At 65.1% G+C, this 21,733-nt stretch carries 22 protein-coding genes; 13 read left to right on the top strand and 9 right to left on the bottom strand.

Annotated elements, in window-relative coordinates; all coding sequences use genetic code 11:
* Nucleotides 1-5: 5 nt before the first annotated feature.
* Nucleotides 6-860: a formyltetrahydrofolate deformylase gene (gene purU, locus K5Q19_RS16855; protein WP_292947632.1), complete on the bottom strand. Its 855-nt coding sequence runs from the start codon at nucleotides 858-860 to the stop codon at nucleotides 6-8.
* A gap of 229 nt (nucleotides 861-1,089) precedes the next feature.
* On the opposite strand from purU, the gene K5Q19_RS16850 reads away from it, so the two are divergent.
* The 3 genes from K5Q19_RS16850 to K5Q19_RS16840 all read left to right on the top strand — a co-directional run bounded on the left by K5Q19_RS16850 (nucleotide 1,090) and on the right by K5Q19_RS16840 (nucleotide 4,119).
* Nucleotides 1,090-2,436 (top strand): aminomethyl transferase family protein, encoded by a 1,347-nt coding sequence (locus K5Q19_RS16850; protein ID WP_292947663.1) that lies wholly within the window; start codon nucleotides 1,090-1,092, stop codon nucleotides 2,434-2,436.
* Nucleotides 2,437-2,572: 136 nt separating this feature from the next.
* Complete coding sequence (locus K5Q19_RS16845) at nucleotides 2,573-3,454, top strand: methylenetetrahydrofolate reductase (protein ID WP_292947629.1); 882 nt, start codon at nucleotides 2,573-2,575, stop codon at nucleotides 3,452-3,454.
* The gene (locus K5Q19_RS16840) at nucleotides 3,451-4,119 is read left to right on the top strand and encodes an alpha/beta hydrolase (protein WP_292947626.1); all 669 of its coding nucleotides are present in this window, start codon (nucleotides 3,451-3,453) and stop codon (nucleotides 4,117-4,119) included. Before K5Q19_RS16845 ends, K5Q19_RS16840 begins: the two co-directional genes overlap by 4 nt.
* A gap of 138 nt (nucleotides 4,120-4,257) precedes the next feature.
* Here the strand turns inward: K5Q19_RS16840 and K5Q19_RS16835 are convergent, their stop codons facing one another.
* Together K5Q19_RS16835 and K5Q19_RS16830 are read right to left on the bottom strand one after the other, a co-directional pair.
* Nucleotides 4,258-5,178 (bottom strand): SDR family NAD(P)-dependent oxidoreductase, encoded by a 921-nt coding sequence (locus K5Q19_RS16835; protein ID WP_292947623.1) that lies wholly within the window; start codon nucleotides 5,176-5,178, stop codon nucleotides 4,258-4,260.
* Nucleotides 5,175-6,107 (bottom strand): SDR family NAD(P)-dependent oxidoreductase, encoded by a 933-nt coding sequence (locus tag K5Q19_RS16830; protein ID WP_292947620.1) that lies wholly within the window; start codon nucleotides 6,105-6,107, stop codon nucleotides 5,175-5,177. The genes K5Q19_RS16835 and K5Q19_RS16830 overlap by 4 nt, the downstream gene beginning before the upstream one ends.
* Before the next feature lie 157 nt (nucleotides 6,108-6,264).
* On the opposite strand from K5Q19_RS16830, the gene K5Q19_RS16825 reads away from it, so the two are divergent.
* From K5Q19_RS16825 to K5Q19_RS16795, 7 genes are all read left to right on the top strand, one after another.
* Nucleotides 6,265-7,665, top strand: a complete 1,401-nt coding sequence (locus K5Q19_RS16825) for an MFS transporter (protein ID WP_292947618.1) — start codon at nucleotides 6,265-6,267, stop codon at nucleotides 7,663-7,665.
* 68 nt (nucleotides 7,666-7,733) lie between these two features.
* Complete coding sequence (locus tag K5Q19_RS16820; protein WP_292947615.1) at nucleotides 7,734-8,471, top strand: nuclear transport factor 2 family protein; 738 nt, start codon at nucleotides 7,734-7,736, stop codon at nucleotides 8,469-8,471.
* A gap of 61 nt (nucleotides 8,472-8,532) precedes the next feature.
* Nucleotides 8,533-9,963 (top strand): NAD-dependent succinate-semialdehyde dehydrogenase, encoded by a 1,431-nt coding sequence (locus K5Q19_RS16815; protein ID WP_292947612.1) that lies wholly within the window; start codon nucleotides 8,533-8,535, stop codon nucleotides 9,961-9,963.
* A 10-nt stretch (nucleotides 9,964-9,973) separates the two neighbouring features.
* The gene (locus tag K5Q19_RS16810; protein WP_292947609.1) at nucleotides 9,974-11,026 is read left to right on the top strand and encodes an amidohydrolase family protein; all 1,053 of its coding nucleotides are present in this window, start codon (nucleotides 9,974-9,976) and stop codon (nucleotides 11,024-11,026) included.
* A gap of 16 nt (nucleotides 11,027-11,042) precedes the next feature.
* The gene (locus K5Q19_RS16805) at nucleotides 11,043-11,888 is read left to right on the top strand and encodes an SDR family oxidoreductase (RefSeq protein ID WP_365759966.1); all 846 of its coding nucleotides are present in this window, start codon (nucleotides 11,043-11,045) and stop codon (nucleotides 11,886-11,888) included.
* On the top strand, nucleotides 11,885-13,471 hold the full coding sequence (locus K5Q19_RS16800; protein ID WP_292947606.1) for an MFS transporter: 1,587 nt from the start codon (nucleotides 11,885-11,887) through the stop codon (nucleotides 13,469-13,471). Before K5Q19_RS16805 ends, K5Q19_RS16800 begins: the two co-directional genes overlap by 4 nt.
* 110 nt (nucleotides 13,472-13,581) lie before the next feature.
* A complete protein-coding gene (locus K5Q19_RS16795; protein WP_292947603.1) occupies nucleotides 13,582-14,076 on the top strand; it encodes a YHS domain-containing (seleno)protein in 495 nt (164 codons plus the stop codon).
* A 36-nt stretch (nucleotides 14,077-14,112) separates the two neighbouring features.
* Here the strand turns inward: K5Q19_RS16795 and K5Q19_RS16790 are convergent, their stop codons facing one another.
* The 6 genes from K5Q19_RS16790 to K5Q19_RS16765 form a co-directional block, all read right to left on the bottom strand.
* A complete protein-coding gene (locus K5Q19_RS16790) occupies nucleotides 14,113-14,541 on the bottom strand; it encodes an ester cyclase (RefSeq protein ID WP_292947600.1) in 429 nt (142 codons plus the stop codon).
* Nucleotide 14,542: 1 nt separating this feature from the next.
* Nucleotides 14,543-14,881, bottom strand: coding sequence for a hypothetical protein (locus tag K5Q19_RS16785; RefSeq protein ID WP_292947598.1), 339 nt, complete (start codon nucleotides 14,879-14,881; stop codon nucleotides 14,543-14,545).
* A 21-nt stretch (nucleotides 14,882-14,902) separates the two neighbouring features.
* On the bottom strand, nucleotides 14,903-15,364 hold the full coding sequence (locus tag K5Q19_RS16780) for a DUF3237 domain-containing protein (RefSeq protein WP_292947595.1): 462 nt from the start codon (nucleotides 15,362-15,364) through the stop codon (nucleotides 14,903-14,905).
* Nucleotides 15,361-16,470, bottom strand: coding sequence for an NAD(P)-dependent alcohol dehydrogenase (locus tag K5Q19_RS16775; RefSeq protein ID WP_292947592.1), 1,110 nt, complete (start codon nucleotides 16,468-16,470; stop codon nucleotides 15,361-15,363). The genes K5Q19_RS16780 and K5Q19_RS16775 overlap by 4 nt, the downstream gene beginning before the upstream one ends.
* Nucleotides 16,471-16,501: 31 nt before the next feature.
* Nucleotides 16,502-17,731, bottom strand: a complete 1,230-nt coding sequence (locus K5Q19_RS16770) for a serine hydrolase (RefSeq protein ID WP_292947589.1) — start codon at nucleotides 17,729-17,731, stop codon at nucleotides 16,502-16,504.
* 65 nt (nucleotides 17,732-17,796) lie between these two features.
* Nucleotides 17,797-19,266 carry a carotenoid oxygenase family protein gene (locus K5Q19_RS16765; RefSeq protein WP_292947586.1) on the bottom strand — a complete coding sequence of 490 codons (1,470 nt, stop codon included), beginning with the start codon at nucleotides 19,264-19,266 and terminating at the stop codon, nucleotides 17,797-17,799.
* 121 nt (nucleotides 19,267-19,387) lie between these two features.
* Here K5Q19_RS16765 and K5Q19_RS16760 point away from each other — a divergent pair, with 121 nt between their 5' ends.
* The 3 genes from K5Q19_RS16760 to K5Q19_RS16750 all read left to right on the top strand — a co-directional run.
* On the top strand, nucleotides 19,388-19,840 hold the full coding sequence (locus K5Q19_RS16760) for a MarR family transcriptional regulator (RefSeq protein ID WP_292947658.1): 453 nt from the start codon (nucleotides 19,388-19,390) through the stop codon (nucleotides 19,838-19,840).
* A gap of 159 nt (nucleotides 19,841-19,999) precedes the next feature.
* The gene (locus K5Q19_RS16755) at nucleotides 20,000-21,310 is read left to right on the top strand and encodes an MFS transporter (protein WP_292947583.1); all 1,311 of its coding nucleotides are present in this window, start codon (nucleotides 20,000-20,002) and stop codon (nucleotides 21,308-21,310) included.
* Nucleotides 21,311-21,386: 76 nt separating this feature from the next.
* On the top strand, nucleotides 21,387-21,733 hold a 347-nt coding region (locus K5Q19_RS16750; protein ID WP_292947581.1), incomplete at its 3' end, for an alcohol dehydrogenase catalytic domain-containing protein.

Raw genomic sequence — 21,733 nt, 5'->3', positions numbered from 1 at the left:
GACCATCAGCTGCGGAACACCACCGTCTTGTTGCCGTTGAGCAGCGCGCGGTCTTCCAGATGCAGCCGCACCGCTTCGGCCAGCACGCGGCGCTCGACATCGCGGCCCTTGCGGACGAGATCATCCGGCGTGTCCGCATGGGTCACGGTCGTCACGTCCTGGTGGATGATCGGACCTTCGTCGAGGTCGGTCGTCACGTAGTGGCCGGTCGCGCCGATCATCTTCACGCCGCGCGCATGGGCCTGGTGATAGGGCTTGGCACCCTTGAAGCTCGGCAGGAACGAGTGGTGGATGTTAATGCAGCGCCCGTTGAGGAACGAGGCCATGTCGTCTGACAGGATCTGCATGTAGCGGGCAAGGACGACGAGCTCGGCGCCGGTTTCGGTCACGATGGCCTTCACCTGCGCTTCCTGCTGCGGCTTGGTGTCCTTGGTGATCGGCAGGTGGTGATAGGGCACATCGCCCAGCAGCGTGATGTTGAGCGCTTCCTTGGGGTGGTTGCCGATGATCGCGACGACTTCCATCGGCAGCTCGCCGATGCGGGTGCGATAGAGCAGATCGCCGAGGCAGTGATCGAACTTGCTGACCATGAGCACGGTGCGGCGCTTCTTTGAAGCATCGCGCATCGTCCATTCCATGCCGAACTGCTCGGCCACTGGCGCGAAGGCGCTGCGCAGCGTGGTCTCGTCGCCCGAGCCCGGATCGAGCACGACGCGCATGAAGAACTGGCCACTTTCGGTATCGTCGAACTGCTGTGCCTCGAGGATATTGGCCCCGGCTTCGTAGAGGTTTCCGGTCACCCGGGCGACAATCCCCGGCTTGTCCTCGCACGAAAGCGTCAGGATCACTGGTGCAGTCATTCAAATCTCTCCCGTACATTGGTGGGCAGCGCGCCCCCATAGGCGCCGCTGCCGTTCACCGCCAGCCGTGCAGCATGTCCCGCATGGGGGCTGCACAATTTGGCATTGCGAATCTGTCGTGATATTGTATGTGTTGCATACAAATTTCAACCAGCCATTTGCAATCGGGAGAGACAGCGTGGCAGCGAACCTCGAAGAGGTCCTTCAGGGCCAGTCCAACATCGTTGAAATGCTGCGCAATTCGCAGCTGGGTGCCTACGTCTACCCGGTGGTGGCGCCGGAGTTCTCCAACTGGCGGAGCGAGCAGTGGGCGTGGCAGCACTCGGCGGTGCTGTTCGATCAGTCGCACCACATGGTGAACCTCTACATCCGCGGCAAGGACGCGGGCAAGCTGCTCTCGGATACCATGATCAACAGCTCGAAGGGCTGGAGCGTCAACAAGGCCAAGCAGTACGTGCCGACGACGCCCTATGGCCACGTGATCGGCGATGGCATCATCTTCTGGGAAGAAGAGGAAAGCTTCACCTACGTCGGCCGCGCGCCGGCTTCGAACTGGCTGCGCTATCACGGCGCGACCGGCGGCTACGATGTCGAGATCGAGCTCGATGACCGTTCGCCGATGCGCCCGATGGGCAAGCCCGTCACCCGCAAGGAATGGCGCTTCCAGATCCAGGGTCCGCAGGCGTGGAACGTGATCGAGAAGCTCCATGGCGGCCCGCTGGAGCAGCTCAAGTTCTTCAACATGAGCACGATGAACATTGCCGGAAAGACCGTGCGCACGCTGCGCCACGGCATGTCGGGCGCGCCGGGCCTCGAAATCTGGGGTCCCTATGCCGAGCAGGAAGAAATCCGCGCCGCCATTCTGGAAGCGGGCAAGGAATTCGGCCTGATCGCTTGCGGCAGCCGCGCCTATCCTTCGAACACGCTGGAATCGGGCTGGATCCCCTCGCCGCTGCCCGCGATCTACACCGGCGAAAAGCTCAAGGGCTTCCGCGAGTGGCTGGGTGCCGACAGTTATGAGGCGACCGGTTCGATCGGCGGCTCGTTCGTCTCGGACAATATCGAGGACTACTACCTCAATCCGTGGGAGCTGGGTTACGGCCCGTTCGTCAAGTTCGACCACGACTTCCATGGCCGCGAGGCGCTGGAAGCCCTGAACCCCGCCGAGCAGCGCAAGAAGGTGACGCTGGCGTGGAACCCGGAAGACATGGCGAAGATCACCGCTTCGCTGTTCAACCCGGATGGCGATCAGTACAAGTTCTTCGACGTGCCGCTGGCGAACTATGCCTCGTCGAACTACGACCGCGTCGTCGATGCGGGCGGCAAGACGGTCGGCCTCTCGATGTTCACCGGCTATTCCTACAACGAGAAGCAGGCGCTTTCGCTCGCCACGGTCGATCCGGAAATCCCGGTCGGCACCGAAGTGCGCGTGGTGTGGGGCGAAGAGAACGGTGGCACGCGCAAGACCACGGTCGAACCGCACAAGCAGATCGAAGTGCGCGCGATCGTTTCCTCGGTGCCCTACAGCCGCGTGGCGCGTGAGAACTACGCCGAAGGCTGGCGCACCGGGCGCTGATTTAGAGCAGACCTGAGCCCCCGCTGGGGAGGGGTTGGGAGTGGGGGTACGGCATCGCCTGAAAGCGCCGCGCACCCCCACCCAGCCTCCCCCGAACGGGGGAGGGGCCGGTTGCTTTTGTGGAGAGCTTTGCGCCATGGCCGCAGCACTGATTCATCCCAACTGGGACAAGCCGCCGCTCGGGATTACCGACGGCTTCAGCCTGGAAATGACCGCGAAGGACGAAGCTTCCTTGCGTGAAGCCGCGCCGCTGATCCCGGTCGATACGCCGATTGCGGTGACCTTCCTGCCCGGCGAGGATGTTGCCGCGCGCGTGAAGGCGACGGTGGCCGTGCGCGAGCTTGGTTTCGAGCCCATGCCGCACTTTTCGGCGCGGCGGATCACTTCGGAGGATGACTTCGAGGGCTATCTGAAGGCGGTGGTCGAGCAGGCCGGCGTCTCGCGCGCGTTCATCGTGGCGGGCGACCCGCCCGAGCCGGTGGGGCCTTACTTCGATACCTCGGCGCTGATCGCCACGGGGGCGTTCGAGCGCAGCGGGATCAAGGCCATCGGCATTGGCGGCCACCCGGAAGGCCATCCCAACATGACCGAGCAGCAGTGCTGGGACGTGCTGGTGAAGAAGGCCACCGAGATCGAGGCGCGCGGGATGGCGCCGTTGATCGTCACGCAGTTCGGGTTTGATCCCGATGCATTTCTGGCATGGCTGCTGAAGCTGCGCGCGCTGGGCATCGATGCGCCGGTGCGGATCGGTGTGCCGGGGCCTGCCGGGATCAAGCGGCTGCTGGCCTTTGCCGCGCGCTGCGGCGTGGGCGCCTCGACCGCGGTGCTGAGGAAGTACGGGATTTCGGTGACGAACCTGCTGGGAAGCGCCGGGCCGGACAAGCTGGTTGATGCATTTGCCCGCGGCCTCGGCCCTGAGCATGGCCGCGTGCGGCTGCACTTCTATCCCTTTGGCGGCATGGTGAAGACGCTGGAATGGATCCACGGCTACAACGCGAAACACGGGATTTCGGCATGACCGACTATGTGCTGGTGCATGGCGCCTGGGGCGGCAGCTGGGGCTACGACCGGCTGGCGTCGGATCTGCGCGCGGCCGGGCACCGTGTCGTGCTGGCGCAGCTGACCGGCCTCGGCACGCGCAAGGGCGAATTTCATCCCGGCATCACGCTGACGACGCATATCGACGATGTGTGCAATCAGATCGCCTCGGCCGGCATCGACACGTTCGTGCTGGTCGGCCATTCCTATGGCGGCATGATCGTGACCGGTGTGGCGACGCGGCTTGGGGCGCGGATCAAGGCGCTGGTTTACCTCGATGCGTTCCTGCCGCAGGACGGGCAATCGCTGTGGGACCTGACCGGCGAGTGGGAACACAACCATTACATCGGCAGCCAGAAGTTCACTCCGGGCGCGGTCGCCCCGCTGCCGGGCGTGGCGCATCCGCTGCTCTCGCCCCATCCGCTGCTCAGCCTGGTCGAGGCGGTGAAGTTCACCGGCGAGGAGGCCAAAGTCGGGCGGAGGATCTATGTGTTCGCTAATGCGTGGGAACCAACGCCGTTCCGCAAGTTCGTGGCGCGCGTGACCACCGAGAAAGGCTGGGAGTACCACGAGGCCAAGGCCGGGCACGACGTGATGGGCGATCAGCCCGAGCAGACTCTGCAGATCCTGCTGGGCTGCGCTTGAGTTTTAGACTGAGCTTTCAGCAAATATGCTCGTCGGCCCGTGCTTGACACGGGCCTTGGCTTTTCTTCCGGGCGCCGCGCCGGAAGTGCAGCCCAGCCCCGTGTCAAGCACGGGGCGACGGGAAGGTGATGGAGGCGCTCAGAATTTCGCTTCGCGCGATTTGCGCCGTGCCTCGGCGAAAGCATCGCGGCGGAACTTCTCGAAGGCGACACGCTGGTCGTGGCCGGGGTCCTTCGGGTAGTCCTGATATTCCGCGATGATCTCGTCGAAGATCTCGCGCATCTCTTCCTTGTGATCGGGGTGGCTGAAGATGTGGAGGCGGTTGGCCCTCATCGCCTCGATCACGCGCGCGCCGATGACATCGGGCTCCATGCCGAATTCGTGGATGCCGGCAAGGCGCTCGACGGCTTCGCTGTTCACCGGCTTCATCGCGCTCTTGAGCTCGTCGGGCCGGATATCGTCGCTGGCGTAGATATAGCTTTTGACAAGGCCCGGGCAGAGCACCGAAACGCCGATTTCATACTGCAGCAGCGAATAGTGCAGCGATTCCGAAAGGCCGCGCACGGCGAACTTGGTGGTGTTGTAGATGCCCGGCGTGCCCGCGGCGAGGAAGGCAGCCATCGAGGCGGTGTTGACGACATGACCGCCCTTCTGCTCGCCCGCCTTCACCCGCGCGACCATGCGGGGAACGAAGGTCATCACCCCGTTGATCACGCCGTGCAGGTTGACGCCCATCAGCCAGTCCCAATCGTCGAACGAGCTTTCCTCGATCGGCTGGAACAGGTTGACGCCCGCGTTGTTGCACAGGATCGAGACGGGGCCGAACTTTGCCTCCACTTCGTCCGCCGCCGCCTTGAAGCCATCGCGGCTGGCGACATCGAGCTGGACGCCTATGACCTCGCGGTTGTCGAGGCTGGCGAGGGCCTTGTCGATCGAATCCTGCCGGATATCGGCGATGGCGACCTTGCAGCCTTCATTGAGAAGCTGCCGGACGAGCCCGATGCCGACGCCGTTGGCGCCGCCGGTGACGAAGGCGGTGCGGCCTGCGAAGTCTTTCATGCTCCGGCTCCTTCTGCGCGCGCGGCCTTCAGCGCGTCCTGCCGGGCAATCTCGGCGGTGATCGCCGGATTGCGGAACAGCATCGCGAAGGTCTGCTTGTAATCGGGGTTTTCGGGGAGGTGCGTCTGCACCGCCGCCGTGGTGGCCTCGCCGCGCTCGCGCACGCCGTCGAGGAATTCGCTGTGGGTGAGGATGTAGAGTTCGTCGTTCAGGATGCCCTGCAGCACCCGCTCGCCCACTTCTTCCTTGGTTTGGTAGAGGTGCATGAAGTTGCCGCCCGAAGCGCGGCGCTTGTCCGCTTCCGCATAGCCGGTTTCGGCAAGATCGGCCGGGCGGGTCTTGCCGGCCTCAGCGATGTTCGATTGCACCGCGCCGGGGCAGAACGCCGAGCAGATAACGCCGCGCGATTCGAGTTCGGGGCGCATGCACTCCATCATCGCGGTGACGGCCGCCTTGCCCGAGGAATAGATCGTGGTGCCACCGACGGGCACGAGCGCCGACATCGAGGCGGTGTTGACGATGTGCCCGCCTTCGCCATGTGCAAGGATGCGCGGCAACACGGTGACGATGCCATTGATTGTGCCGCCCAGATTGACGCCCATCACCCAGTCCCAATCGGCAAAGGTGGCGAGTTCGGTCGGGCCGACGACCGCGACGCCGGCGTTGTTGCACAGGATGTGGATCTTGCCGAACTTTGCCTCGGCCGCATCGGCTGCGGCGGCAAAGGCGGCGCGGTCGGTCACGTCGAGCTTGAGGGCCAGGACCCGGTCCCCGCCCGCGAGTTCGGCCTCGGCGGCGGCGAGGTGGTCGTCGCGGATATCGGCGATCGTCACGTTCATCCCGGCGCCGAGCAGCGCCTTGGCGATGCCGAGGCCGATGCCGCTGGCGCCGCCGGTGATGAAGGCTGTCTTGCCGGGGAGGTTCTGCATGATCGCTCTCCTGGGGTTGGTGGAGCCTTTTGCGATTCCACCATTTGTTAGATTGCCTTTTCTATTCACCACGCCGAGATTGTATGCAAGACTAACAATTGTTCGAGATGAAAAAGGCCGTCCGAATCCAAGCGGCGCCTACCGGACGAGAGGAGTGATGATGGCGGGTCCGACGGTTGTGGCCGATCCGGAAGCGGCGGCAGGCGCGGGAGGGATGCGCGAATGGCCCTCAACCGGGGCGGCTTATTGGGCGCTCACGGTGATCGTGCTGGCGACCTTCATGACCTTCTTCGATGCGGTGACGTTCGGCATGCTGGCCGAGCGGATCAAGCACGACTTCGGCCTCACCGATTCGCAGCTGGGCTTTCTTGCGGGGCCGGCGAGCATCATCTGCTACCTCTTCGTCGGCATTCCGCTGGCACGGCTCGCCGATATCTATCCGCGCAAATATGTGCTGGCGGGCGGGGCGGCGGCGGTTGGCCTGATCATCTCGCTCGGCGGGCTGGCGCAAAGTTTCACCCAGTTCGTCGGCAGCCGCGTGTTTCTGGCGGCGGGCGGATCGGCGCATGCGCCCTCCTCATACTCGCTGCTCGCCGATGCCTTTCCGCCCAAGACGCTGACGCGCGCCTTTGCGCTGCTGCAGTTCGGCTTCATCGGCGGGACGGTGCTGGGGCCGCTGATCGGCGGCAAGCTGGTGGTGATGTCCGCCAGCTGGGCGCCGACCGTGCTGGGGCCGCTGACCATTCGCGGCTGGCAATGGATCCTCATCGTGATGGGCCTGCCGGGCCTGCTGGTCGGCCTGCTGTTCCTCACCGTGAAGGAGCCGAAGCGCATTGCGCCCGCTACCGATGCGCCCAAGGTTCCCGCCGATGCCGGGTTTGGTCGGCGGGTGCTGACGTTCATGGGCCTCGATGCCCTGCGCGCGATCAATGCCAAGCCCCGCGTCTACTATCCGCTGTTCGGCGCACTGGCGCTGAGCGCGATCGAGACGTTCGGGCTGCAGTTCTGGCGCGTGCCGTTCATGGTGCGCACGTTCGGCTGGAACGAGGCGCAGATCGGCGCGGCGCTGAGCGTGACGGTGCTGGCGGGCTCGCTTTCCGGCCTGCTGCTGGGCAGCGTGATGGTCGAATGGCTGGCGAAGCGGCACAAGGACGCCAACGTGCGCGCCGCCGCGATCTGCTTCACCGGCACAACGGTTTGCACGATTGCCGCGCTGCTGATGCCGACGCCCTGGGCCGCGATGATCCTGTTCGGGATGTCGGCGATGTTTGGACTGGCAGGCGCAGTGCCGCAGAACGCCGCGGTGCAACGCGTGGCGCCCAACGACATGCGCGGGCAGGTGACGGCGCTCTACCTGTTCATGTTCACCTTCTTCGGCGCGATGGGCAGCTTCGTTGTCGGCCGCGTGCAGGACATGGTGATCGGCGATCCGACCCAGTTGTGGAAGGCGCTGCTGATCACTGCGAGCGTGCTTTTGCCGCTCGCCACCCTGCTGATGATCCGCGCGATCGGTCCCTACCGCGCGGAAGTGGAACGGCTGGAAGCTGCCGGGCTCTGAACAAACCGCGTTGACAGCAGCGCGCCGGATCGCGATTGTTAGGTATACGAACTAATTGGGAGAAGCCGATGTCCGAAGACCGTATTGCCGCGCTGGAAGGCAAGCTGGCCGAGCTGGAGCGCCGCCTCACCGTGCGCGAGGACGAGCTTGATATCCGCAAGCTGCAGCACCTCTATGGCTATCTGATCGACAAGTGCCTGTACCTCGAGACGGCGGACCTCTTCACCGACGATGGCGAAGTGCGCTTCTTCGGCGGGATCTGGAAGGGCAAGGAAGGCGTCAAGCGGCTCTATTGCGAGCGGTTCCAGAAGCGCTTCACCTATGGGAACAACGGCCCGATCGACGGCTTCCTGCTCGATCACCCGCAACTGCAGGACATCATCCATATCCAGCAGGACGGCGTGACGGCGCTCGCCCGCGCGCGTTCGATGATGCAGGCCGGGCGCCACAAGGACTATGAAGGCGATGCCCCCCATCTGAAGGCGCGCCAGTGGTGGGAAGGCGGCATTTACGAGAACACCTACAAGAAGGTGGACGGCGTGTGGCGCATCCACATCCTCAACTACATGCCGCAATGGCACGCCGATTTCGAACACGGCTGGGCCAACACGCCGCACGAATATGTGCCGTTCCCCAAGGTCACCTATCCCACTGACCCGACCGGGCCTGACGCGCTGATCGAAGATCACTGGCTCTGGCCGACGCACAAGCTGGTGCCCTTCCACATGCCGCATCCGGTGACCGGCGAGGAAATCGTGGCGCAGCGCTGGCAGGGTGATATCGACCGGGAAAAGGCCAAGGGCTGAAGGCCCACCCCCGACCCCTCCCGCAAGCGGGAGGGGGGCAAGAAAAGCTGGAGATATGGGCGTGACCGCTTACCCATCGCTGCACATGATCATCGCCGGGGAGCGTGTTTCCGGCGGAGGGCGACGCACCCATGCGGTGGTCAATCCCGCGACGGGTGAGACCCTGGCCGAGCTGCCGCTGGCCGATGCCGCCGATCTCGACCGCGCGCTGGAAGCGGCGCAGCGGGGGTTCAAGCTGTGGCGCAAATCGACACCGCAGCAGCGCGCCGCCGTGCTCAATGGCGCGGCGCGGCTCATGCTGGAGCGGCAGGAAGACCTCGCCCGGATCGCCACGCTGGAGCAGGGCAAGCCGCTGGCGGAAGCGCGCATCGAAGTGCTGATGAACATTGGGCTGTTCCAGTTCTACGCGGGCGAGGTGTTCCGCCTCTATGGCCGCGCGCTGGTGCGGCCGGAGGGCCTGCGCTCGACGGTGACGCACGAGCCGGTCGGGCCGGTGGCGGCCTTCGCGCCGTGGAACTTCCCGCTGGGCAATCCGGGGCGCAAGCTCGGCGCGCCGATTGCGGCGGGCTGTTCGGTGATCCTGAAGGCGGCGGAGGAGACCCCGGCTTCGGCGCTGGGCGTGCTGCAGTGCCTGCTCGATGCGGGGCTGCCGGCGGACGTGGCGCAGGCGGTGTTCGGCGTGCCTGATGAAGTGAGCCGGCATCTGCTTGGCTCGCCGGTGATCCGCAAGCTGAGCTTCACCGGCTCGACCGTGGTGGGCAAGCACCTGGCCAAGCTCGCCGCCGAAGACATGAAGCGCACGACGATGGAACTGGGCGGGCATGGCCCGGTGCTGGTGTTCGGCGACAGCGATCTGGACCGGGTGCTCGATACGGTTGTGCCGCACAAGTACCGCAATGCCGGGCAGGTCTGCGTGAGCCCGACGCGCTTCATTGTCGAGGAAAGCGCTTACCACCGCTTCCGCAATGCCTTTGCCGAGCGGGCGAGGGCGATCACTGTCGGCAATGGGCTGGATGATGCGACGCGCATGGGGCCGATGGCCAACCCGCGCCGTCCTGAAGCGATGGACCGCCTGATTGGCGATGCCGTCTCGCGCGGGGCGACGCTCCACACCGGCGGCGAGCGAATCGGCAATGCCGGTTATTTCTATGCGCCTTCGGTGCTGTCGGACATTCCGCTGGATGCGCTGATAATGAACGAGGAACCGTTCGGCCCTGTGGCGCTGATCAACCGCTATGCCGATGAGGAAGCGATGATCGCCGAGGCCAATCGCCTGCCTTATGGCCTTGCCGCATACGCCTGGACTACCGATGGCAAGCGCCAGCAGCGCCTCGCGCGCGAGATCGAGGCCGGGATGGTGGGCATCAACACGACGATGATCGGCGGTTCGGATTCGCCCTTCGGCGGCGTGCGCTGGTCGGGCCATGGATCGGAAGACGGGCCGGAGGGCGTGCTCGCCTGCATGGTGACCAAGGCGGTCCACGAAGGATAAGGACAAGAGGATGACCGAACTCAAGACTGGCGGCGACAAGGGCTACTTGCGCATCGCCACCGAGGAAGCCTTTGCCACGCAGGAACAGATCGACGTGTTCCTGCGCATGATCCGCGATGGCACCGCGGACAAGGGGATGGTCTCGCTCTGGGGTTTCTATGCCACGAGCCCTTCTGAACGCGCGATGCAGATCATGGAGCGGCTGCTCGATCTGGGTGAGCGGCGGATTGCCGACATGGACGCGACAGGGATCGACAAGGCGATCCTCGCGCTGACCTCGCCGGGCGTGCAGCCGATGCTTGATGTGGAGGAAGCGAGGGGCATTGCGACGCGAGCCAACGACCGTCTGGCAGAGGCCTGCGCGAAGTATCCGGACCGCTTCATCGGGCTTGGCACCGTGGCGCCGCAGGACCCGGAATGGTCCGCAGCGGAAATCCGGCGCGGGGCAGCCGAGCTAGGCTTCAAGGGCATTCAGATCAACAGCCACACGCAGGGCGAGTATCTCGACGACCCCAAGTTCGATCCGATCTTCCGCGCGCTCGTCGATGTGGGCCAGCCGCTCTATATCCATCCGGCCACATCGCCCGACAGCATGATCGGGCCGATGCTGGAAGCCGGGCTCGACGGCGCGATCTTCGGCTTCGGGGTGGAGACGGGCATGCACTTGCTGCGCCTCATCACCATCGGCATCTTCGACAAGTACCCGGACCTGCAGATCATGGTCGGCCATATGGGCGAGGCGCTGCCTTACTGGCTCTACCGTCTGGACTACATGCACCAGGCCGGCGTGCGCTCGCAGCGCTATGAGCGGATGAAGCCGCTGAAGAAGACCATCGCCGAATACATGCGCTCCAACGTGCTGATCACCAATTCGGGCATGGCGTGGGAACCGGCGATCAAGTTCTGCCAGCAGGTGGTGGGCGAGGACCGCGTGCTCTATGCGATGGACTATCCCTATCAGTATGTGGCGGATGAAGTGCGCGCGATGGACGCGATGGACATGAGCGCCGAGACCAAGAAGAAGTTCTTCCAGACCAATGCCGAGCGCTGGTTCAAGCTCTGACCTGAAGGAGAGACCGATGATCTACGCAGTCGCAGGTGCTTCGGGACAATTGGGTCAGCTCGTGCTGGCGGCCCTCGTGGCCAAGGTCGGCGCGGCAAACGTTGTCGCGCTGGTGCGCAATCCGGCCAAGCTGGCAGATGCCGCGGCAGCAGGCGTTTCGGTGCGGGCGTTTGATTACGATGCGGTCGATGCGGCTGCGCTGGAAGGCGTGGACCGGTTGCTGCTCATTTCGGCCAACGAAGTGGGCAAGCGCGGACCGCAGCATCAGGCGGTGATCGATGCGGCGAAGGCAGCGGGCGTCGGGCTGATGGCCTATACCTCGATCCTGCATGCGCCCACTTCGACGATCGGCCTTGCCGAGGAACACCGTGCGACCGAGGCGGCGCTGGCGGCGAGCGGCGTGCCGCACATCCTGCTGCGCAACGGCTGGTACAACGAGAACTGCACCGGCGCGCTGGCGCCTTCGATCGAACACGGCGCCATCATCGGCGCTGCGGGCGAGGGGCGGATATGTTCGGCCAGCCGCGCGGACTATGCGGCGGCGGCGGCGGCGGCGCTGGTGGATGGCGCGGGTGGCGATGTGCATGAACTGGCGGGCGACGAGGCCTTCACCATGGCGGATTTCGCGGCGCACGTGGCGCGCCTTGCCGGCAAGCCGGTTGCCTATGTCGACATGAGCCAGGCCGACTATGCGGCGGCGCTCGAAGGCGTGGGCCTGCCGGGCTGGCTGGCGGCGATGCTGGCCAATTCGAGCTTCGCCTCGAGCCAGGACGCGCTGTTTGACGACAGCCGGACCCTTTCGCGGCTGATCGGGAGGCCGACGACGCCGATTGCCGACACGATCGCGGCGGCTCTCGCTTGAACGCGCCCAGCCTGCCGACGGCGGTGGCCAAGGGCGGGCGCTATGCGCTCGTCCTCCTCGCGCTGACGCAGGCGATGAGCCTGCTCGACCGGCAGATCCTCGCGATCCTCGCGCCTGCGATCAAGAAGGACCTCGGCGTCGGCGATGCCGAGATGGGGCTGCTCTACGGCACCGTCTTCGCGCTGTTCTACGCGCTGTTTTCGCTGCCGGTGGGGCGGCTGGCGGATGGCTGGGTGCGCACGCGGCTGCTGGCGATCAGCCTGCTGTTCTGGTCTGCGGCGACGGGCCTTGCGGGATTGACGACGAGCTTTGCGATGCTCGCGCTTTCGCGGCTCGGCGTCGGCATCGGCGAGGCGGCGACGTCTCCGGCGGGCACCTCGCTGCTCTATGACTACTGGCCCCGGCAGAAGCGCGGCTTTGCCATGGCGGTCATGGCCTCGGCCATTGCGCTGGGGCTGGGCGGGTCGTTGATCCTCGGCGGGCTTGCGGCGAACTGGTGGGATCAGGCGCATCCCGGCGCGGCGCTGAGGGGCTGGCAGTTTGCCTTTCTTGTCGCGGCGGCACCGGGCTTCGTGCTGGCCGCATTCCTGTGGACCCTGCGCGAGCCTGAGCGCGGGGTGATGGACGGCATCGCCACCCCGCCCGATCCGCGCCCGTTCGCCGCCAGCCTCGAAATGCTCGGCGCGGTGACGCCGGGCTTCCACCTGATCGTGATGCGAGCGCGCCGCGCCGCGCCCGCGATGATCGCGCGTAACCTTTCGCTGATCGCGGGAATCGCTGCGGTCATGATCATGTTGACGGTCGCGAGTACCGCCATCTCGCCGCGCCCGCCGCTCGTATTCGGCAGCGTCGCCATCAATCCGCATGCGCTGCAGTGGTCGGTGATCGGCCTTGGCCTCGTCGTGATCGTCAACCTCGTGCAAGGCGTGAGCCTCAGCGATCCGCAGGCCAGCCGGGTGATCCGCGGTTCGCCGACCGTCATCATGTGCATGGCGGTTGGCACGCTGCAATCGGTGCTCAACTACGGGATGATGGCGTTCAACCCCACCTTCCTGATCCGCACCTATCACCTCTCGCTGGGCGAGACGGCGCTCAAGTTTGGCCTGCTTTCGGCGGGCATGGGGATCATCGGCCCGCTCTTGTGGGGGCCGCTGTCGGACTGGCTGCAGAAGCGCTGGCCGGGATCGGGCCGCGCGGGCGTGGCGCTGTTTGCGATGACGGTCTCGCCGCTGATGTCGCTGTGGGTCTATACCGCGCCGGATGCCGAGAGCTTCTTCTGGCGCTTCCTGCCCTACAGCTTCATCCTCACCGGCTGGATGCCGCCGCTTTACGCGATCATGTACGAGCAGGTGCTGCCCCGGATGCGCGGGCTGACCTCGAGCCTGTATCTGCTGGTCATGACGATCCTGGGGCTTGGCATCGGGCCCTATGTGGTGGGGCTGCTATCGGATGCGACGGGCAACCTGCGCTTTGCCATGCTGAGCATCAACTGGGTGGCCGTGCCGATCGCGGTGCTGATGCTGCTGATCGCGCGGCGGGCGGAGCGGGATGAGCAGGGCTTGCTGGCGCGGGCGGGGGGGTGATTGCAACCATCACGACAGCGCTTCGATCCGCGCGCAATGTAACCTGGCTCGCATTTTTCCCGAAGCTCCCTTGACCAGCGCACGATTGCGCAACACGCGGGAGTACCGGCATGGCAACCTCATTCTATCGGCGTTTCGCTGCGGCGGTTCTTGCGCTTGCTGCGCCCGCAGCCCTATGCATCCCTGCTGCGGTGCATGCAGCGGTGGTGGGCTCCACGTCAGCCGTGAACACCGACAAGACCGGCCTCGCATTGCGTGGGTATGATCCGGTTGCCTACTTCGAAACCGGCATGCCGACCGAGGGCCTCGCCGAAATCACGGCCACAGTGGACGGCGTGAGCTATCACTTCGCAAGCGAAGCGCACAAACAGGCGTTTCTTGCCGATCCCGTCAAATACCGGCCCCAGTTCGGCGGTTTCTGCGCTGTTGGCACATCCTTTGGTGAGAAGGTCGATGCCGATCCCCGAACGGGCCGGGTCGTCAACGGCAAGCTTTATGTGAACTACAGTGCGGACGTGCAGAAGTTGTTCGACAAGGACGTTGCCGGCACGATTTCCCGCGCCGAGGAAAACTGGCCTAAGGTCAAGGACAAAGCCGCCGAGTAAGCACTTCACGGCAAATGCGGATGGCTGGACAGTCGCTTATGGCCGCCCTGCAGACTCCGCCTCGGCATTGGCAGCGAGGATCGCATCCAGCGCGGCGGTGTCGCTGAGCACCCAGATCTCGCCAATGCGGCCACCTTCGAAACCGAACAGTGCGGCCCCGGCCCAGCTTACTTGCCGCCCGGACGGCGCGAAGCCGCGGAACGGGCCGGTGTGCGTTCCGGAGAACGTCATCCGGGCAAACGCTTGATCCTCCTCCGAAACGCAGGCTTCGATCGCGCAGTGATAGCCGGAGAGGGCTGTGCGCACCATGGTGACGATCTGCCAGAACGCATCCCGGCCTACGATAGGTGCGCCGAGCGAGCCCTGGAAGCGGAAGTCGTTCGTCACCAGATCATCGAGGGCCGCGCGGTCGCCGCTGTTCCAGACACGATCGTAGAAACTGCTGACGAGAGGATGCGTGGTCATCTTACCGCCCCTTCTTGGCAATGCTCGCGTTGAAATCGGGGTCCTTATTCGCCACCCAGTCGACGAACTTGCGCACAGCCGGGTTCGCCAGCAGTACTTCGACGTCCATTCCGGCGCGCTGCAGCTCTGAATTGGTGAAGTTGGTGATCAGCGTGTTCTGGCAGATCGCGTGCATCGGCACTGTCTCGCGCCCGCCGCGGCTCTTGGGCACGGGATGATGCCAGACGATCGTTGAACCGCAGGGCCGGCCGCAGAGCCAGCAAGGCGGCGGGGGCGCGGCCTCGGCAGCCTCGTCCTCATCGTCCTCGCGCCATCCGCCCTTGTTGTGCTTGCGTGCCATAAGACACGCCTTAGCCCGCAATCAGAGCACGCGCCACACCCACAGCTTGATGCCCAGCGGATAGCGCGCGCCCGAACAGATGAAGATCGAACGGTTCATCCAGCCATAGGGGCCTTCGGGCGCGATGAATTCGGGCACGGTGCGGAAATAGTAGGCGGACGGGTCCACTTCCTCACCCGCAGCGAGCCGCGCCATCACTTCAGGCGGGCCGTGGCGCAGGCCGCGGTTGCGGATCTGGATCACGACGCCGTCATCGGTTTCCAGCGCGTAGATCGCGTCCGCAACGGTCACGCCGTCGTGGCGGGTGAGCTGCCAGTCCGCCGCATTGCCGATCAGCTTGCCCTTGATGCGCGGCCCTTCGACGCGCCCGCCGCCGACAATCGGAATAATCCGCCGCGTGCCATCATAAGTCGTGCCGATGGGCACCGGCGGTTCGAGATCGCCGGTCGCCTCGTAGACGAATTCGAGTTCGGGCTTGATCATGCGACCTTGAGGATCGGCTTGATCACGCGCCCGCTTTCCCCGGCGGCGAAGGCGGCGTTGATGGCTTCGAAGGCGAAGGTTTCGACCAGCTTGTCGAAGGGGAAGCGCCCGGCGACATGGTGCTCGATCAGCTGCGGGATGAAAACCTTGGGATCGCTGTCGCCCTCAAGGATGCCCATGACGCGCTTGCCGCCGCCCATCAGCGCCATCTCGTTGAGGTGGAGCATGGCGGCGGGATCGGCCGCGCCGACCAGCCCGACTACGCCGCGCGGGGCGAGGAGGTAGAAGGCAAGTTCGATCAGGCTCGCGATGCCGGTCGTATCGAAAGCATAGTGGAGACCATCCGGGCAGATCTCGCGCAGGGCGGCTTCGAGATCGGGGCCGCCTTTTACCGCGTGCGTCGCACCAAGCTCGCGCGCGAGGGCGAGGCGGTTGTCGTGGAGGTCAACCGCGATGATCGGGTTCGCACCGGCGATCTTTCCGGCCATCACGGCGGAAAGCCCCACCGCGCCGGCGCCGATCACCAGCAGCGCGCGGCCCGGCTTGACCGCCATCGAATTGAGCACCGCGCCTGCGCCGGTCTGCAAGCCGCAGCCGAGCGGGCCAAGCAGATCGAGCGGCACATGCGCTGCGCTGGCGGGCACTTTCACCACGTTGCGCTCGCTGGCGAGGGCATGGGTGGCGAAGGACGATTGGCCGAAGAAGTGGCTGTGCAGCGGGCCACCCGCCATGGTGAAGGCCTTGCTGCCATCGGGCCTGCCGCCGCTGAAGTTGTAGAGGCCGAACTGGTAGCAATAGGCGGGCGCGTGATCGCTGCAATTCGCGCAGGCGCCGCAGCTGGCGAAAGTGAGGATCACCGCATCACCCGGCGCGACTTCGGTCACGTCCGGCCCGACAGCCTCGACAATGCCCGACCCCTCATGGCCGAGCACCATGGGCAGGGGCACGGGCACCTGCTGGTCGCGCGCGGCCATGTCGGTGTGGCAGATGCCGGCACCGACGATCCGCACCAGCACTTCGCCCGCGCGCGGGGCATCGATTTCGGCCAGCTCGATGGTGAAGGGCTTGTCTCCGCCATGGCAGACGGCGGCACGGATGGTAGTCATGCGAAAGGCTCCTGCAGGCGTCGGGGTTGGATCAGGGGCGGGCAGGGGTGCGCGCGATGGCGTGGAAGTAGTCGATGACTTCGCCCGTCAGCCATTCGGGCTCGATCGGCGGGTTGTAGCTCAGCTTCACGATCACCGTGCGCGTGGCGGGGTGAACATAGATGAACTGCCCGGCGAGGCCGACCGCGCTATAGGCACCGGGTTCCTTGTCCACTTGCCAGGTCTGGTAGCCATAGCCCTCGAACTCCGCCTTGCGGCCATAGCTGGCAGGGAAGGGGATCATCGTGGTCATTTCCTTGACCCAGCCAGCCGGGATCACCTGGCGGCTACCCGACTTGCCGCCATCGAGCATCATCTGCCCGAGCCGCGCGAAATCGCGCAGCACCGCGTTGTAGCCCATGCCGTTGAGCGCGCGGCCGGTGCCCGGGGGGCCATCGGCGAGCCAGAAGCCGCCCGCTTCGGCGCCGAGCGGACCCCACAGGCGGCTGGCGGTGTAGGTCTCGAGCTTTTCGCCCGTTGCGCGCTCGAGGATCCAGCCGAGCACGGCAGTATCGAGCGTGGCGTAGTTGAAGGTGCTGCCCGGCGCGGTCTTCTTGCCGATGGTTACTGCGGGATCGGCAAAGCGGATCTGATTGCGCACGATGGCCTTCATGTGGATCGTCGCGGCGAGACTGGGATTGGCTCCGAAATCGTAGCGCTCTTCATAATCCACGCCCGAGCGCATCTGCAGGATCTGGCGGATAGTGGCGTCGCCATAACCGCCCGCCTTGAGTTCAGGGACATAGTCGCCCGCCTTGTCATCGAGCGAGCGGATCTTGCCTTCATTCAGTGCGATGCCGACGAGCAGTGCGGTGATCGTCTTGGCCATCGAGAACGAGATGAAGTGCGTGGTGGCGTCGGACTTGTTGCGATAGTCCTCGAAGACGACCTTGCCGTCCTTCATGACCATGAGCGCGTTGGTGAAGGTGCGGTCGGCCCAGGCATCGTAGCCCATCGCGCCCGTGGCAGACTGGTGCTGCGGCATGGCGAGCGGGGCGCCGCTGGCGAGCGGCGTGACCGGGCCCGAGCGCGGCACGGCGCGGCTTTCGAAGACCTTGTCGGTATCGCGGAAGGTGAAGCTGTTGATCGCCGGGTTGAGCCACTGCTCGCGCATGCTGATGACGGCGGCGGAGGGGCCTGCAGGAGCCGATTGCGCGGCGGCGGCCACCGGGGCCAAAGCAACGCTTGCCGCCAGAACGGCCTGCCAGAAGCGAACGGACATCAGTTTCTCCCTCTCCGGTTATTGTTATGAGAAATAGCAATAACCGGAGCGGTCGGGAAGCCCCTTCAGGCGGCGAGGCCGATTTCGTCCGAATTTGCCCAGTTGCCGTGCAGGCCGAAGCGCAGGCGGATGGGAATCTGCACCGTGGCGACGGGGCCTTTGGCGATCTCCAGCGCATCGAAGATCAGAAGATCGCTGCGGTGTTCCTCCAGCCGGTTGCAAACCTGGAGGATCCAGCCGTCGCCTTCAGGCGCGGTCTTGCTGCGGGGAACGAAGCAGGGTTCCTGCAGGCTGCTCACGGGGCCGCACCACCAATGCTGCTCGGCGCCGGTTTCGAGGTCCTTGTGGAACAGGCAGTTCATGATGAGGCCGCCGGCGCTGCCGCCCTTGAGCTCGACCGGGCGGCGCACATCCATTTCGAGGAACCAGCCGTGGCGCGTCTTCGTACCCGTAAAGCGGTCGTCGATGCGGGGGAACTCGCCCATCGAATCGGAGAGCTTCACGATCTCGGCGAAGTCCTCGCCGTTGCTCGCCATATCGACGACCCAGTCGGTGGGATAGCTCATCGCCTCCATCCCGTTGAACGGCGCGCCGTGGACGTCGGGGAAGAAGGGGAACATGTTGTTCTTCGCCTCGCAGGTGACGAAGTGGACCTTGCTGCCTTCCTGCCAGGCGTTGAGCACGTGGCTGGCGAAGCAGTTGTCGCGCTTGAACCAGCGGATGTCCTCCTGCTGCACCCCGTCGCGGCGAGGGATGATCCCGAGGTAGACCGGCATCGTCGTGTCGAAGCCGAAGTGGGGCAGGCCTTTCTCCAGCCGCTCCCAGCTGCCGATCGAAGGGACGATGTGGAGCACGAGGTAATCCTCGGTGATCCCGAAATCGTGCATCATGCAGTAGTAGGGCGCCTTGAACCACACCTCGCGGATCAGCTCGCCCTCGGGGCTCACTTCCATGTAGGTCACGTCGTCAGTGCAAAGGCCGCTGGCGGCATAGCCGATGGCGACCATGTTGCCGGTCTTCGGATCGACCTTGGGGTGGGCGGTGAAGGTTTGCCCGGTCATCCTGCCGCCGAACTTCTCGTAGCCTGCCGTCTCGAGCGTTGCCGGATCCATCACGAGGCCAGGGCTGTCTTCCTTGAGGGCCCAGAGCTTGCCGCCGAAGACGAAGGCGTTGGTATTGGCCGTGCCGCGATACTCTCCCTTCACCGCCTCGTCGTCGGTGAGGGGGTTGCGGTAGGCCCCGAACAGGGCCTTGCCCGCGGCGTTTTCCAGCTTCCACTTGTCGGTCTTTGCCCAGCGCTGGCAGAAATCGACCTGGCCATCGTGGATGTGGAAGCGGGTGATCATCCCGTCGCCGTTGAACGCGATATCATCCCCCAAACGTGGGGGAAATTGCGGGTCGGGCTGGACGCGGAAGAACGCGCCGTTTAGCTCTTGCGGGATCGTGCCTTCGTGCGCGAGGTTCGCAATGTCGGCCTCGATCCGCGAGGGTGTGTTGAATCCGGTGAAGCTGGGGCTTGAAGGAAACTGGGCCATCGCGAGGTCCTCTCGGGCTTTTTTGCTTGGTTGGTGATTGTAAGTGTTGCTAACGAATAGGCAAGGCGCAACTAAAGGCGCCGATGGGGATGCGGCATTGATCAAGGACAAGTTTGCAGATGTGTTGACTGCTCCGCCTCCGCCGGACGGCGAGGCCGATATCGGCGCGATCAAGGACATTCTGGGCTTCCACATCCGCCTCGCGCACGGGGCTTGCTTGCGGCATTTCACCGAGACGTTCACCGATCTCGATCTCACGCAGAAGCAGGTCTCGGTGCTGTGGCTGGTGGACGACCATCCGGGCATCGCGCAGACCGATCTGGCGCAGCGCCTGCGCATGGACCGCGCGACGACCATGGCGATCATCAACCGCCTGCAGGCCAAGCACTTCCTGCGGCGTGACCGGTCTGACAAGGACGGGCGCAAGCAGGCGCTCTATCTCGAAGAACCGGGCAAGGCCATGCTGGCGCGGGCGAAGACGGCGATCGGCGAACATGAGGCCTGGGTGAAGAGCCGCTTTACCGACAAGGAAGTGCGGCAACTGATCGAGCTGCTTTCGCGGATTCATGAATAGAAGCCACCAGCTTCCATGCGTCACCCCGGACTTGATCCGGGGTCCCGCTTTTGAAGGCGGGCGCGGCGTGGGCGGCACTAAGCGGGACCCCGGATCAAGTCCGGGGTGACGAAAAAAAGACGAGATGAATCGGACAGCGATGTCCTCGGGGAGAATGAAATGAACACCGACCCGCGCGAGATCATTCGCGAGACGCCGATGAGCGCGGCGCAGTGGATCGCCGTCGTGCTGATGATCGCGCTCAATGCGCTTGATGGCTTCGACGTGCTTTCCAGCGCCTTTGCTGCCCCCGGCATTGCCAAGGAATGGGGTATTGCGCGCGATGCGCTCGGCGTCGTTCTGGCGATGGAACTCGTCGGTATGGGCGTCGGCTCGATCCTGCTCGGCGGCGCGGCGGACAAGCTGGGTCGGCGGCCGACGATGCTGGGCTGCCTCGTCGTGATGGCGGGCGGCATGTGGCTGGCGACCACGGCGCAGAACCCGCAGATCCTGGGGCTCTGGCGCTTCATCACCGGGCTCGGCATCGGGGGCATGCTGGCGGCGATCAACGCGGTGACGGCGGAGCTTTCGAGCGCCAAGGGCCGCAGCCTCGCGATGTCGCTGATGGTGATCGGCTATCCCTTGGGCGCGACGATTGGCGGGACGATCGCGGCGCTGCTCCTCAAGAGCGGGGACTGGCGCGTGGTGTTCGAATTCGGCGCGATTGCCACGGTCGTGTTCATTCCGCTGATCTGGTTCTTCGTGCCAGAAACCCCGGCTTACCTGCTCGCGCGGCGGCCTGCGGGTGCGCTGGAGCGGATCAATGCCTCGATGGCGAAGCTGCGCCTCCCCGGCATCGAAGCACTGCCGCCGGTCGATCAGCGCGATGCCAAGGCAAGCGTGCTCGATATCCTGAAGCCCGGCCTCATCGGCACAACGATGATCCTCACCCTGGGCTATTCGCTCCACGCGATCACCTTCTACTACATCCTCAAGTGGTCGCCCAAGATCGTGGCGGACTTCGGCTTTGCCGCGCCGCAGGCGGCCAGCGTGCTGGTCTGGGCGAACATTGGCGGGGCGACAGGGGGCGGGCTGTTCGGCTTCCTCATGCACCGCTTCGGGATCAAGTGGCCGACCATCGTCATGCTGCTGCTCGGCGCGGCGGCGGTTGCGGTGTTCGGGCTGGGCGGCAGCGATACGACGCTGGTCGGCTGGCGCTTTGCGGTGTTCTGCACCGGCTTTGCCACCAATGCCGCGATTGTCGGTTTCTACAGCGCCTTTGCCCACGGTTTCCCGGCGCACGTGCGCGCCACCGGCACCGGCTTTGCCATCGGCGCGGGGCGGATCGGTTCGGCAGGCTCGCCCATTCTCGCGGGCACCCTGTTCACCGCGGGCGGGCTCAGCCTGTTCACCGTCTCGGCGATCATGGCATGCGGTTCGGTCATGGCCGCAGCGCTAATGCTCATGCTCGCCCTAAGAGAGGCTGATTGAGCCGCGAACCTGATTGAACAGAGGCCCCGCTTTGCCTATCGGCAGGGCAGACATTTTCCCCGGGGGAGGACTACCCATGAAGACCCGCGCCGCCGTTGCGTTTGAAGCCAAGAAGCCGCTCGAAATCGTGGAGCTCGACCTTGAAGGCCCCAAGGCCGGCGAAGTGCTGGTCGAGATCATGGCCACCGGCATCTGCCACACTGATGCCTACACGCTCGACGGGTTCGACAGCGAGGGCATCTTCCCCTCCGTGCTCGGCCACGAAGGCGCGGGGATCGTGCGCGAGGTGGGCGCGGGGGTGACTTCGGTGAAGCCCGGCGATCACGTGATCCCGCTCTACACGCCGGAATGCCGCCAGTGCAAAAGCTGCCTCTCGGGCAAGACCAACCTGTGCACCGCGATCCGCGCCACGCAGGGCAAGGG

It is taken from the genome of Novosphingobium sp., assembly GCF_019748365.1.
Lineage (GTDB): Bacteria > Pseudomonadota > Alphaproteobacteria > Sphingomonadales > Sphingomonadaceae > Novosphingobium.
Note: the sequence above shows the minus strand (reverse complement) of the source record. Positions and strands in the feature narration are given on the sequence as shown.

What these genes read in the sequence shown, in the direction of transcription:
- K5Q19_RS16770 (WP_292947589.1), bottom strand. Translation starts at nt 17,731, where the DNA reads ATGTCCGTTCGCTTCTGGCAGGCCGTTCTGGCGGCAAGCGTTGCTTTG.
- K5Q19_RS16830 (WP_292947620.1), bottom strand. Translation starts at nt 6,107, where the DNA reads ATGCAGAACCTCCCCGGCAAGACAGCCTTCATCACCGGCGGCGCCAGC.
- K5Q19_RS16765 (WP_292947586.1), bottom strand. Translation starts at nt 19,266, where the DNA reads ATGGCCCAGTTTCCTTCAAGCCCCAGCTTCACCGGATTCAACACACCC.
- K5Q19_RS16850 (WP_292947663.1), top strand. Translation starts at nt 1,090, where the DNA reads ATGCTGCGCAATTCGCAGCTGGGTGCCTACGTCTACCCGGTGGTGGCG.
- K5Q19_RS16835 (WP_292947623.1), bottom strand. Translation starts at nt 5,178, where the DNA reads ATGAAAGACTTCGCAGGCCGCACCGCCTTCGTCACCGGCGGCGCCAAC.
- K5Q19_RS16755 (WP_292947583.1), top strand. Translation starts at nt 20,000, where the DNA reads ATGAACACCGACCCGCGCGAGATCATTCGCGAGACGCCGATGAGCGCG.
- K5Q19_RS16845 (WP_292947629.1), top strand. Translation starts at nt 2,573, where the DNA reads ATGGCCGCAGCACTGATTCATCCCAACTGGGACAAGCCGCCGCTCGGG.
- K5Q19_RS16780 (WP_292947595.1), bottom strand. Translation starts at nt 15,364, where the DNA reads ATGATCAAGCCCGAACTCGAATTCGTCTACGAGGCGACCGGCGATCTC.
- K5Q19_RS16825 (WP_292947618.1), top strand. Translation starts at nt 6,265, where the DNA reads ATGATGGCGGGTCCGACGGTTGTGGCCGATCCGGAAGCGGCGGCAGGC.
- K5Q19_RS16775 (WP_292947592.1), bottom strand. Translation starts at nt 16,470, where the DNA reads ATGACTACCATCCGTGCCGCCGTCTGCCATGGCGGAGACAAGCCCTTC.
- K5Q19_RS16840 (WP_292947626.1), top strand. Translation starts at nt 3,451, where the DNA reads ATGACCGACTATGTGCTGGTGCATGGCGCCTGGGGCGGCAGCTGGGGC.
- K5Q19_RS16785 (WP_292947598.1), bottom strand. Translation starts at nt 14,881, where the DNA reads ATGGCACGCAAGCACAACAAGGGCGGATGGCGCGAGGACGATGAGGAC.
- K5Q19_RS16790 (WP_292947600.1), bottom strand. Translation starts at nt 14,541, where the DNA reads ATGACCACGCATCCTCTCGTCAGCAGTTTCTACGATCGTGTCTGGAAC.
- K5Q19_RS16810 (WP_292947609.1), top strand. Translation starts at nt 9,974, where the DNA reads ATGACCGAACTCAAGACTGGCGGCGACAAGGGCTACTTGCGCATCGCC.
- purU (WP_292947632.1), bottom strand. Translation starts at nt 860, where the DNA reads ATGACTGCACCAGTGATCCTGACGCTTTCGTGCGAGGACAAGCCGGGG.
- K5Q19_RS16795 (WP_292947603.1), top strand. Translation starts at nt 13,582, where the DNA reads ATGGCAACCTCATTCTATCGGCGTTTCGCTGCGGCGGTTCTTGCGCTT.
- K5Q19_RS16820 (WP_292947615.1), top strand. Translation starts at nt 7,734, where the DNA reads ATGTCCGAAGACCGTATTGCCGCGCTGGAAGGCAAGCTGGCCGAGCTG.
- K5Q19_RS16805 (WP_365759966.1), top strand. Translation starts at nt 11,043, where the DNA reads ATGATCTACGCAGTCGCAGGTGCTTCGGGACAATTGGGTCAGCTCGTG.